12 protein-coding genes and 2 pseudogenes are annotated in these 11517 nt (G+C 60.3%); 13 read left to right on the top strand and 1 reads right to left on the bottom strand.

Annotation, left to right across the window (positions count from 1 at the left end):
* Positions 1-323 precede the first annotated feature (323 nt).
* From pyrR to ONB25_14360, 13 genes and pseudogenes are all read left to right on the top strand, one after another.
* The gene (pyrR, locus tag ONB25_14420) at positions 324-875 is read left to right on the top strand and encodes a bifunctional pyr operon transcriptional regulator/uracil phosphoribosyltransferase PyrR (GenBank protein MDZ7394078.1); all 552 of its coding nucleotides are present in this window, start codon (positions 324-326) and stop codon (positions 873-875) included.
* Positions 876-1814, top strand: a complete 939-nt coding sequence (locus tag ONB25_14415) for an aspartate carbamoyltransferase catalytic subunit (GenBank protein ID MDZ7394077.1) — start codon at positions 876-878, stop codon at positions 1812-1814.
* A gap of 16 nt (positions 1815-1830) precedes the next feature.
* Positions 1831-3129, top strand: coding sequence for a dihydroorotase (locus ONB25_14410; protein ID MDZ7394076.1), 1299 nt, complete (start codon positions 1831-1833; stop codon positions 3127-3129).
* A 109-nt stretch (positions 3130-3238) separates the two neighbouring features.
* The gene (rplM, locus tag ONB25_14405; protein ID MDZ7394075.1) at positions 3239-3682 is read left to right on the top strand and encodes a 50S ribosomal protein L13; all 444 of its coding nucleotides are present in this window, start codon (positions 3239-3241) and stop codon (positions 3680-3682) included.
* Between the two features lie 340 nt (positions 3683-4022).
* The gene (locus ONB25_14400) at positions 4023-4313 is read left to right on the top strand and encodes a nucleotidyltransferase family protein (protein MDZ7394074.1); all 291 of its coding nucleotides are present in this window, start codon (positions 4023-4025) and stop codon (positions 4311-4313) included.
* Positions 4310-4646 (top strand): annotated as a pseudogene (locus ONB25_14395) (DUF86 domain-containing protein). The gene ONB25_14400 and the pseudogene ONB25_14395 overlap by 4 nt, the downstream one beginning before the upstream one ends.
* A gap of 158 nt (positions 4647-4804) precedes the next feature.
* Positions 4805-4939: pseudogene (locus ONB25_14390) on the top strand (uL13 family ribosomal protein).
* Between the two features lie 227 nt (positions 4940-5166).
* Complete coding sequence (gene rpsI, locus ONB25_14385) at positions 5167-5565, top strand: 30S ribosomal protein S9 (protein MDZ7394073.1); 399 nt, start codon at positions 5167-5169, stop codon at positions 5563-5565.
* A gap of 114 nt (positions 5566-5679) precedes the next feature.
* On the top strand, positions 5680-6474 hold the full coding sequence (gene rpsB, locus ONB25_14380; GenBank protein ID MDZ7394072.1) for a 30S ribosomal protein S2: 795 nt from the start codon (positions 5680-5682) through the stop codon (positions 6472-6474).
* Between the two features lie 20 nt (positions 6475-6494).
* Positions 6495-7088 (top strand): translation elongation factor Ts, encoded by a 594-nt coding sequence (tsf, locus tag ONB25_14375; GenBank protein MDZ7394071.1) that lies wholly within the window; start codon positions 6495-6497, stop codon positions 7086-7088.
* Positions 7089-7153: 65 nt separating this feature from the next.
* Positions 7154-7882, top strand: a complete 729-nt coding sequence (gene pyrH, locus ONB25_14370; protein MDZ7394070.1) for a UMP kinase — start codon at positions 7154-7156, stop codon at positions 7880-7882.
* Positions 7875-8441, top strand: coding sequence for a ribosome recycling factor (gene frr / locus ONB25_14365; protein ID MDZ7394069.1), 567 nt, complete (start codon positions 7875-7877; stop codon positions 8439-8441). Before pyrH ends, frr begins: the two co-directional genes overlap by 8 nt.
* 98 nt (positions 8442-8539) lie before the next feature.
* The gene (locus ONB25_14360) at positions 8540-9598 is read left to right on the top strand and encodes a uroporphyrinogen-III decarboxylase-like protein (protein MDZ7394068.1); all 1059 of its coding nucleotides are present in this window, start codon (positions 8540-8542) and stop codon (positions 9596-9598) included.
* A 320-nt stretch (positions 9599-9918) separates the two neighbouring features.
* On the opposite strand, the gene ONB25_14355 is transcribed toward ONB25_14360, so the two are convergent.
* The coding region (locus ONB25_14355) for a glycoside hydrolase family 127 protein (GenBank protein MDZ7394067.1) at positions 9919-11517 on the bottom strand (1599 nt) is incomplete at its 5' end.

The raw sequence follows: 11517 nt of genomic DNA, 5'->3' as shown, positions 1-11517 counted from the left end.
TTCGTTCTTGGCGTGTACGTGGCGTCCTTTGCGTGGATGATGTTCGCGCGAAGGTCGCCAAGGGTGCGCCACGCTTTTTTTTCTCAGCTTTCCCTGCCTGTTTTTGCTCTAAAAAAAGAGCTTTGCGTTCTTGGCGTGTACCTGGCGTCCTTTGCGTGGAACCCCCCGAAAAACGGGTTGACAAAGTCATAGAAATTGAGTATAATTGCGCCAGTGAAATTACTCCCTTTAAGCCAATCCCGTGAGATCGGCAAGGGCTTGAAGATGCAGTGTGAGCCTTGTTGCGTTCTCGCCGAGGCTTTTTTTGTGCGTGGGGCACGGAGATGCCACAGCAGAAGGTGAAAGCAGAGCTGATTGACGAACAGGGGCTGGAGCGCACCATCACCCGCCTGGCGCATGAGATTCTGGAGCGGAATCGCGGCACGGAGAAGCTTGCCGTGGTGGGCATCCGCACGCGGGGCGCCCCATTGGCGGCGCGGATCGTGCGCAAGATCGAGGCCTTGGAGGGCAAGCGGATCCCCTTGGGTACACTGGACATCACCATGTACCGGGACGACTTTCGCCGCAAGATTCCTATGGTGCGGGGCACCGATATTCCCTTTGAAATCGACGATATGAACGTCGTGCTGGTGGACGACGTGCTCTACACCGGCCGCACGGCGCGCGCGGCCCTGGACGCGCTCATGGACTTTGGCCGACCGGCGACGGTGCAGCTGGCAGTGCTGGTGGACCGTGGGCACCGCGAGCTGCCCATCCGCGCCGACTATGTGGGCAAGAACGTGCCCACCTCCATCGGCGAGGAAGTGCAGGTGCGGCTGAAGGAGGAGGACGGTCGAGACTGCGTACTTCTGGTCGCGGCTGAGGAGGACAAGTAGATGGAGTTCCGCCGCAAGCACCTCCTGGAATTGGAGGGGATGACCCGCGAGGAGCTCAGCCTCATTCTGGACACTGCCGAGGCTTTCCGTGAGGTGTTGGAGCGCCCGATCCCCAAGGTGCCCACGCTGCGCGCCGTCACCGTGGCAAACGTGTTCTTCGAGCCCTCCACGCGCACGCGCCTGTCATTCGAGCTGGCAGAAAAGCGGCTCTCGGCCGACCTGGTCAGCTTTTCGGCGGCTACCTCCTCAGTACTCAAAGGAGAGACGCTAAAGGACACGGCGCGCAACATCCAGGCCATGAAGGTGGACATGGTGGTGATTCGTCACAGCGCCGCGGGCGCCCCCCACTTTCTCAGCCGGTGCCTGGAGGCGTCGGTGATCAATGCCGGGGATGGGTGCCATGAGCATCCCACCCAGGGGCTCTTGGACATGATGACCCTGCGCCACAAGTTCGGCCGCTTGGAGGGGCTGAAGGTGGCCATTGTGGGCGACATCGAACACAGTCGCGTGGCGCGCTCCAATTTGCACGGGCTGCGCACCATGGGCGCGGAGGTCTTGCTGTGCGGGCCCTCCACCCTCATGCCCGTTGAGGCAGAGCGCTGGGGCGTGCCGGTGACCCATGACCTGGATGAGGCCATCTCCTGGGCCGACGCGCTGAACGTGCTGCGCATTCAGCGGGAGCGGCAAGCGGCAGGACTTTTCCCTTCGCTGCGAGAGTATCACGCCCGCTTTGGAGTCACCCGGCGCCGGCTGGAGCGGGCCAAGAAGGAGATCACCATCCTCCACCCCGGTCCCATCAACCGGGGCGTGGAGATTGAGAGCGACCTGGCGGATAGCGAGTTTTCCGTGATCCTTGATCAGGTGACCAACGGCGTGGCTGTGCGCATGGCCGTGCTCTACCTGCTGGCCGGCGCACAGGGGGCGCTGGAAGGGTCATGACAGCGAGAGGCACACCGTGAACCAGCCTAAACCTGCGCACAAAGTGCTGTTCAAGGGGGCGACACTCTTGGACCTGGAAAGCGGCAAGGAGTCGCCCGCCGATCTGCTCATCGTCGATGGAGTGATTGCGGAGCTGGGCAAGTTAGATATCCCATCCTTTGACGGCGAGCTCATCGATGCCAGCGGCACGGTCGTAGTGCCGGGGTTGATGGACATGCACGTCCACCTGCGGGAGCCCGGGCGCGAGGATGAGGAGACCGTGGAGAGCGGCTGCCGGGCAGCCATGGCGGGTGGCTTCACTGCGATCTGTCCGATGCCCAACACCGAGCCTCCTGCGGACAAACGCGAGGTGCTGGATTTTCTCCGCGATCGGGCGCGCGGTCAGCTTGTGGAGCTGTTTCCCATTGCCGCGGTGTCCAAGGGGCGCAAGGGTGAGGAGATCGCCGAGATGGGCGAGCTGGTAGATGCCGGTGCCGTGGCCTTTTCTGACGATGGCGACCCGGTGCACAATGCGGCGGTGATGCGCCGTGCCCTGGAATATGCAAAGATGTTCGGCCGCCCGGTCATCGACCACTGCGAGGAACGCAGCTTGACAGCCGGCGGCGCGATGAACGAGGGCTTTGTGTCCACCAATCTGGGGCTCCCCGGGATGCCTGCAGTTGCCGAGGAGATTATCGTGGCCCGCGACCTCGCCTTGGCCAAATACACTGGCGGCAGGCTCCATGTGGCGCACGTCTCCACCGCCGGCTCGGTGGAGCTCATCCGACGGGCACGCGCCGAAGGGGTGCAGGTGACCTGCGAGGTCACGCCTCACCATCTGATTCTGACTGACCAGGCAGTGGTGGGATTCGACACCAACACCAAGATGAATCCGCCCTTGCGCACAGCCGCTGATGTGGAGGCCCTGCGTGCAGGGCTGCGCGACGGCACCATCCAGGTAATCGCCTCTGACCACGCACCCCACGCCGTGGAAGAGAAGGACGTGGAGTACGCGGCGGCACCATTCGGCATTATTGGGCTGGAAACAAGCTTGGCCCTGGTGCTGCGCGAGCTGGTGGGCCGCCAGGTACTCACTTTGGCGCAGGCCCTGCGGGCCATGAGCGCCGGTCCCCGCCAGGTACTGGGCCTGGAGCAGCTGAAAGTGGAGAAGGGGGCGAGGGCAAATCTCACGTTTATCGATCCGCACGCGGAGTGGGTTGTGGACACCAGCCGCCTTGAGTCCAAGTGCCGCAATACGCCCTTTGCGGGATGGAAGCTGCGGGGACGGGTATTTGCATTAGTAAACCGAGGGCTATACTGGCGCGCGGTACGGTAACCAGAGCAAAGGACCAGGGAACCAGCGTAAACGGCAAAAAAACGCTTGCTTCTTTAGCATGTCTTTTATACCTTTTACAGCTTTCCGGATTGAGAGGAGGTAGTGAGTCTTGAAGACCTTTGTGCCGAAACAGAAGGACGTGCAACAAAAGTGGTATGTGGTGGACGCCACCGACCAGATCCTCGGGCGTCTGGCAAGTCGCATCGCGGCAGTGCTGCGCGGCAAGCACAAGCCTATTTTTACGCCGCACCTGGACACCGGCGATTTTGTGGTGGTCGTGAACGCCGCAAAGGTGAAGGTCACGGGCAAGAAGACCGAGCAGAAGCGCTACTACCGTTACACTGGCTATCCCGGCGGACTGCGGGTTGAAGAGTACCGCAAGCTTATTCAGGAGAAGCCGGAGCGCGTGCTGCGGCATGCGGTATGGGGAATGTTGCCCCATAACAGCCTGGGGCGCAAGCTGCTGAAGAAGCTAAAGATCTACCCTGGGGCGGAGCACCCTCACCAGGCCCAGCAGCCGGAGCCGCTGGCGGTCGACGCCAGGCAGGCATAGAAGCACTTGATGGCAGGGAAGGGGCTCGGGAGGGCAATCTCGTCCCCAGCGAGCGGGGGCCGACGAGGCACTCGCCACGGGCTGAAGGTATACCACAACCGTTCTGGCGTGAGAGGAAACTAGCCTTCGCCCATGCGAGGATCAACTGCAACCAGGTGGTGCTGGGGGCGTGGACGCGGACCGCGGAGAGGGAAACAGCAGGGCGCGGCTCGACTGCTGGCGCTGCCGACAAGGTTCAGTGAAGGCATAGTGCACGGTAGGCGCCTGAGCCGAAGAGGTCGGGTATAGTTGGAAGCTGCTTACCCGCATAACGTGTAGTTGGACGGGAAGGCGCACTTCCATGACAGCAGAAAGCGTAAGACAGACCCTGAGGGAACTGAAGCCTTATCTCACGCGCCGCTATAAGGTCAGGGAGCTTGCACTTTTCGGCTCGCTCGTTCGTGGGGAACAGTCATCAAACAGTGATGTTGACGTCTTAGCGGACTTTGAGGAGAGCGCTGACCTTTTCGACTTGATCGGACTGGCTTTGTACTTGGAAGGGGTATTCCAGCGTCGCGTAGATGTCGTACCTAAGCGAGCCTTGCGAGCTGAACTCAGGGAGACGGTTCTGCGGGAAGCCGTCACCGTATGAGAGACTATAGGCTGTACTTGAAAGATATCGTGGCGGCAATCGAGAGCATCGAGTTTCATAGCAGGAATGAGCCTTGATGCTTTCACGGTGGATGACAAGACCGCGAGCGCCGTCGTGCGAAAACTCGAGGTCATCGGGGAAGCAGCCAAGCAGATCCCTGATGACATACGGCAGAGATATCCCCAGGTGCCATGGAAAGAAATGGCGGGGATGAGAGATAAGTTGATTCACTTTTACTTTGGCGTAGACCAACGCCTCGTTTGGCAAGCGATAACGCAGCGGCTGCCGCAGGTCAAGCAGCAGGTCGTGAAGGTTTTGGAGGATCAGGATTAACAGTCGCCGCAGGCGATGACAGCTGCTGAGGAATTGCGGCAGGGTGGGTGGTTCTTGTCGCACTACTTTAAGGTCCTTACGGCTCTTCTGATCCTTCCAGACGTCTGGGGCCAGGGCTCCAGGACGGGGTGAAGGTGGTGTACGTATGTATTGCTGGGATGGTGGGAAGAGCGGTGCGCCGGATGTTGCCGCACAGCAGTCTCGGCCGCAAGCTGCTGAAGAAGGCAAAGATCTACCCTGGGGCGGAGCACCCTCACCAGGCCCAGCAGCCGGAGCCGCTGGCGGTCGAGTGATCTGATTTCTGTTCGAGCCTCTGCCATTGGAGGCGGTTGGATGAGGCCGGGTGCGGAACAGGGGCATGGCGTGAGGTCATGGAGGCCGGTACTTATGCCGGTCTTGCTCGTAGCAAGCGCATCCAGCGCACGGCCCCTGCGCAGCTGCCAGGCGTAGGTGGCGCGTGTCTGAGTGGTGATGGCTACATGAGGGCTCTTTTGCATTGCATTGGGAGTATCGAGAGAGCATGGTAACGAAGAGTGTATGTTTTCAAGCGGTAGGACGGCGGAAGGATGCGGTGGCGCGGGTGCGCCTGATGCCCGGTAAGGGCGAAATGGTGGTCAATGGTAGGCCATTGCCCGACTACTTCAAGCGCGAAACCTTGAAGATGATCATCGAGCAGCCGCTGCAAATCACCAACACGCTGGGCAAGTTTGACATTATCGCGCGCGTGGATGGCGGTGGTTTGTCAGGGCAGGCTGGGGCCGTGCGCCTGGGCATCTCGCGCGCGCTGGCCAAGGCGGACGAGTCGCTGCGGCCGACCCTGCGCAGCCAGGGTTTCCTCACGCGCGACCCGCGCATGGTGGAACGCAAGAAGTACGGGCAGCCCGGCGCCCGCAAGCGCTTCCAGTTCTCCAAGCGGTAATCCTATTCCGCGCGGATCACACACACCTCTCTGCCCCGAGGGGTGCCGCCTCGTGGCGGTTCTTAGGGGCACCAGGAGAGGTGGAGGCTGAACCCCTAACACGAGGTGAGCAGTATGGCACAAGTAGGCTTGCAAGAGCTGCTGGTGGCCGGATGTCATTTCGGCCATCTCACGCGCCGTTGGAACCCGAAGATGAAAAAGTTCATCTTCATGGAGCGCAACGGCATTCACATCATTGATCTGAAAAAGACTGAGGCCTGTCTGAAGCGCGCCTGCGAGGAGGTAGCACGCATCGTGCGCAGCGGCGAAAAGGTGCTCTTTGTGGGCACAAAAAAGCAGGCCAAAGACATCGTACGGGCCGAGGCAGAACGCTGCGGTCAGTTCTACGTCACGGAGCGCTGGCTGGGCGGCACGCTGACCAATTTCGTCACCATCAAGAAGAGCGCCAAGCGACTCAAGACCTTGGAGAAGATGGTCACCGATGGGACCTACGACCGTCTGTCCAAGAAGGAGATCCTGGCCCTTGAGCGGGAGCGCGAGAAGCTGTTGCGCGCTATTGGCGGCATTGCCGACATGAATCGCCTCCCTGGGGCGTTGTTCGTGGTGGACACCAAGAAAGAGGCCATTGCCGTGTCCGAGGCCAATCGCCTCAATATCCCCGTGATTGCCATTGTGGACACCAACTCGGACCCTGACCCCATCGACTTTCCCATACCGGCCAACGACGACGCCTTCAAGTCCATCAGCCTGATCACCCGGGCGATTGCCGATGCGATCGTCGAGGCACAGGAGGGCGCGGCACTGGTACCACCAGGCCCGGAAGAGGAGGCTGTCCCCAGTGAGCCCGCACAGCCTGAGGAAAACGAGGCACCAGACGTAGCGGATTGGGAAGAGCTGAGCAAAGAGTAGTACGGAGAAGGAGTGGGAATATGGACGTACCGGCTGCGCAGGTAAAGGCGTTGCGCGAAAAGACCGGCGCCGGCTTTATGGACTGCAAGAAGGCCCTGGAGGAGACACAGGGCGACGTGGATAAGGCGATAGAGGTATTGCGCAAGAAGGGGGTTGCCACCGCCCAGAAGAAGGCGGGACGCGAGGCACGCGAAGGAGTCATCGAGGCATACATTCACCCGGGCAGCCGCCTGGGGGTGATGTTGGAGCTCAATTGCGAGACCGACTTTGTGGCCAAAACCGACCAGTTCAAGACTTTGGCCCGCGACTTGGCGATGCAGGTAGCGGCCGCCAACCCCAGGGTTGTGCGCCGCGAGGATCTTCCCGCCGAGGTGATTGACAAGGAGCTGGAAATCTATCGCACCCAGGCCCGCAACGAACGTAAGCCGGAGCAGGTGGTTGAGCGCATCGCCCAGGGAAAGCTTGAAAAGTTCTATCAGGAAGTTTGCCTGTTAGAGCAAAGCTTCATCAAGGATCCGAACAAAACGGTGAATGACCTGGTGACAGAATACATCGCCAAGCTGGGCGAGAACATTGTCATTAGGCGCTTTGTGCGGTTTCAGCTCGGTGAGTAGACGCAATACCGCTGGTGACGTGACGCCAGCGGTTTTTTGTAAGCGGCACAGCAAGGGAATGAAACGTGCAGGAGCCGGCGTATAAACGCATCTTGGTCAAGCTGAGTGGTGAGGCCTTGATGGGGCAGCAGGGCTTGGGCATCGACCCTGCGGTGGTGAGCGCGGTGGCTGATGAGATCAAGACCGTGCGGGAGCACGGGGTGCAGATTGGGCTTGTTGTCGGTGGGGGCAACATCTTTCGTGGCCTTTCCGCCAGCGCGCGCGGCATGGATCGGGTAACCGCCGACTACATGGGCATGCTGGCCACGGTGATCAACGCCCTGGCTCTGCAGGACTATCTGGAGCGGAAAGGGGTGCCCACGCGGGTGCTCACCGCCATAAGAATGGAGGCGGTGGCCGAGCCGTTTATTCGCCGTAGGGCGATCCGCCACCTGGAAAAGGGGAGGGTGGTGATCTTTGCCGCTGGTACCGGGAGCCCCTTTTTCACCACGGATACAACCGCAGCCCTCCGCGCCGTGGAGATCGAGGCTGAAGTTATTCTCAAGGCCACGAAGGTGGATGGCGTGTACGACGCCGATCCGATGATACACCATGACGCCACGATGTTTGATTCCATCTCCTACATGGACGTGGTGCGCCGAGGGCTGAAGGTAATGGACGCCACGGCGGTCACGCTGTGCATGGACAACAAGCTGCCCATAATCGTATTCAACCTCAATAAGCCTGGGAATCTGTTGCGGGTTGTTTTGGGTGAGAAGGTTGGAACGAAAGTGAGTGGTGAGAGCCATGGCTGACAAACCCGAGATGATCCTGCAAGATGCCAAGCGGCGCATGCGCGCCACGGTGGAGAATATCGGCGCCGAGTTGGCAAAGATCCGCACCGGCAAGGCTTCCGCAGCGCTGCTGGATGCGGTGCGGGTGGAGTATTACGGGGCCCAGGTCCCCATCAAACAGGTGGCCAACATTGGCGTGCCGGAACCACGGCTGATTACCATCCAGCCCTGGGACCGTTCAGTGATTGGGGCCATCGAGAAGGCCATCCTGAAGGCTGACTTGGGGCTGAACCCCATCAATGACGGGCATCTTATTCGCCTGCCCATTCCTGAGCTCACCGAGGAGCGGCGCAAAGAGCTGGTCAAGGTCTGCAAGAAGATCGCCGAGGAAGGGCGCATCGCCGCGCGCAATGTGCGCCGCGACGCCAATGACAAGCTGAAGCAGGCAGAGAAGGACCACGAGATTTCCGAAGACGACTCCCGCCGCTACCAAGAGAAGGTGCAGGAGCTCACCGACGAGACCATCAAGGAGATCGATCAGCTCCTGGAGAAGAAGGAAGCGGAGATTATGGAGGAGTAGCCTCGGGTTGCAAAGGGTCGCTGGGCTGGATGGCCGTCGGCGGTGGCCGGCGGCTTTCGTGTATTCGGCCGCCGTGCAAGGAGCCAGTGAGGAAAAGGGTGCGTAAAGAGACGATGACGCCGCGCGAGCGGTGGCTTGCGGTGCTGAGGAGGGAAAAGCCTGACCGTGTGCCCATGGACTACTGGGCCACACCTGAGGTGACCCAGAACCTCATGCGCCACCTCGGCTGTTCTAACGAACAGGAACTCTTTGCCGCCCTCCATATCGACGCGGTGGTGCACCTGAAGCCACGTTACGTGGGTCCGCAGCTGCCCACTGACACCGACCCTTTTGGTTGCCGCTTCCGCGAGCTGGATTACGGCAGCGGACGCTATCGGGAGTGTGTGCACCACCCCTTGGCCGCGTTCACCTCGGTCCACGAGATCCAGCGCCACTACACGTGGCCTCAGCCGGACTGGTGGGACTATTCGGAGATCCGCAACCAGGCACGAAGCCACGAGCGCTGGCCGCTGGCCGGAGGTCTTTACGAGCCATTCCTCACCTACAAGTACCTCAGAGGCGACGAGCAAGCCTTCGTGGACCTGGTGGAGAATCCAGAAATGGTGCATTATTGCCTCGACCAGCTGTTGGAACTGTCCTACCAGGAGACGTTGCGCATCTATGAACAGGTGCCTGGCCAGGTCACCTACACCTATGTAGCGGAGGACATGGGTGGGCAGACGGATCTGCTCTTCTCGCCTGCGGTGATTCGGGAGTTTTTCTTACCGCGGATGAAGAAGATGATTGATCTGGCTCACCAGGCAGGGGCTTATGTGTTCCACCACAACGATGGGGCAATTCGGCGCATTATCCCGGACATGATCGAAGCGGGCATTGACATCCTCAACCCGCTACAGTGGCGGACGCCTGGCATGGAGCGCGAGGGGTTGAAGCGCGACTTTGGGAACAAGGTGGTGCTCCACGGTGGAGTGGATAACCAGTATACCCTGCCGTTTGGTACGGTGGAACAGGTGCGCCAGGAGGTATTGGACAACCTGCGCATCCTCGGTCAGGGCGGAGGTTACATTCTTGCCCCCTGTCACAACATCCAGCCTATTACCCCTCCCGAAAACGTAGTGGTCATGTATCAAACCGGGCTGGAGTTCGGCTGGCAATGAGCCGATGAGGGCTCGCGGTTTCTGATAAACCACAGATACACACAGATAGACACAGATAGACACAGATACACACAGATCAACGACAAGGGTCGCGCTCAAGCTTTTGTCACAGTCCCTCGGCTCTTATCAGCGTTATCAGCGGTTTCTTGTTCACCGCCGATTGGCGCTCGTTGTCTTTCGCGGCGCTCCAGCTACCTTCATCAGGGAGAATCTGTGTTAATCCGTGGTTGAATTGAAACCACAGATAGACACAGATTGATGACCAGATTCGCGCCCAAGGTTTGTCACAACCCCTCGACTCTTGTCAGCGCTGTAGGCGGTTACTCCACCAGCTGCGGAAACTCGGTGATGCGAATATTGGTGCAGCCGTAGGGAATCAGGGTGAGTTCCTCAAGGGGCTGGTCCGATTGTACCGGGCTGGGCGGTGTTTCTCCGGCCCATCCATGCTGCAACTTCCAATTGGGAAGAAGCCTGCCCTTGATCCTGGCGATCATGCCGGCCCCTTCCGGCGAGAAGGGTGGGGTACCCACTGGCCGTTCCTCGAAGGTGACATACCTTTGCGGCTCCGCGGGGTCTATGCGGAGGGCATAGTTCCAGGGGCTGGTTGGGTAGACCTCCCAGTCCGCGTGGGGCTTTTCGCGGTGAGGTTTATCCTGATTGACCTGGCGCCATTCCTCACCTATCTTGAGCGCATAGACCAAAGGCCCGCGCTCAATGGCTACGGCATCGTTGTAGCGGCGCTGCACCCGCGGCTTCATGGGGAGCGTCAAGGTGAAGCGGGTGGAGCCGCGCCACTCGCGCTCGATCTTGACAAAGGTGCCCGGCCGGAGCCTCGGTCTGCCGTCACCTTTGACGTCCACATGGGCCCCCTCTGCCCACGCTGGGATGCGCAGCCAGAGTGGGAAGCGCACCGTCTCGGAAGTTTCCACGTTGAAAGTGAGCTCTTCGCGGAATGGGTAGTCGGTTTCCAGGGCAACGGTGACCGTGGCGCCGTGAAGGTCAAGCGTCACAGCGCTGGGCGCGTAGGCGACTGCAGCAAGTCCACCGTCTGGGGTACGCATCCAGAGATGGGCGGCGAACTTTGGCCAGCCCTGGTGCATGTTTGCCGTGCAACAGCCAAAGTTGGGCTCAAGGCCGTAGATGTTCGATTCCGGGCCATTGGTAGTCCACAAATGTTCCTGATTGACGGTGCACTGCACTTGATTGACCTGCTGGTCGTATTGGTGGGCCCACATGTCGGGCGAAAAAGTAGCTGGCAGCGCGTTGAAGGCCACCTTTTCCAAACGGTCGGCCACTTCTGGTTCCCCGAAAACGGCTAGTAGGTGCTCCAACGAGTACATCAGCTCCACCACCGCGCAGAGCTCGGTGCCCTGCAAGGGGTTCTTCCCTGCGAGGCATTCATCGCCGGAGAAGACGCCGGTGACCTGGCCATGGTAGCGGTCCAACATGGCGAGCATCTCAAAGGGGAAACGACGTGCTGCAGGGTCTCCGCTCAGCTGCCACCAGAGGGCCGCGGCCTTGACGGCCATGGCGGTGTTCACCACGTGTTTGGTCCATTTCCACAGGCCACGGCGCGGCGTGGGCACTGTCACATCCTCTTGCCGATACAAAGTCGGGTAGTCAAACCCCTGCTGGTGATGCAGGCGGGCAAGCTCCAGGAGCCAGGCCTCCCCTGTGTGTCGATAGGCGTAGTAGATGGGGATGAGGTTTTCGAACCAGCGGAAGCGCCCCCAGTTGTAGAGGGGGTAGGTGGTCAGGTGCTGGTGCATTGTCTTCAGACAGCGGACTACTGCCCCCAAGGCACGTTCATCCCCGGTAATCTCGTGGTACTGGACCAAAACCTTGTTCATGAGCATGAATGCCCAGAGGTCGTACTTTTGCAGTCCCCCCTCGGCAGGCGGAACAAAGGGTCCATACCA

This window comes from candidate division KSB1 bacterium, assembly GCA_034506335.1.
GTDB lineage: Bacteria > Zhuqueibacterota > Zhuqueibacteria > JANLFK01 > Oleimicrobiaceae > Oleimicrobium.
This window is presented reverse-complemented; position numbering and strand designations above follow the sequence as displayed.

Excerpts from the sequence above, each read along its gene's own strand:
- ONB25_14400 (MDZ7394074.1), top strand. The coding sequence starts at position 4,023 with ATGACAGCAGAAAGCGTAAGACAGACCCTGAGGGAACTGAAGCCTTAT.
- rpsI (MDZ7394073.1), top strand. The coding sequence starts at position 5,167 with ATGGTAACGAAGAGTGTATGTTTTCAAGCGGTAGGACGGCGGAAGGAT.
- rpsB (MDZ7394072.1), top strand. The coding sequence starts at position 5,680 with ATGGCACAAGTAGGCTTGCAAGAGCTGCTGGTGGCCGGATGTCATTTC.
- ONB25_14415 (MDZ7394077.1), top strand. The coding sequence starts at position 876 with ATGGAGTTCCGCCGCAAGCACCTCCTGGAATTGGAGGGGATGACCCGC.
- frr (MDZ7394069.1), top strand. The coding sequence starts at position 7,875 with ATGGCTGACAAACCCGAGATGATCCTGCAAGATGCCAAGCGGCGCATG.
- pyrR (MDZ7394078.1), top strand. The coding sequence starts at position 324 with ATGCCACAGCAGAAGGTGAAAGCAGAGCTGATTGACGAACAGGGGCTG.
- tsf (MDZ7394071.1), top strand. The coding sequence starts at position 6,495 with ATGGACGTACCGGCTGCGCAGGTAAAGGCGTTGCGCGAAAAGACCGGC.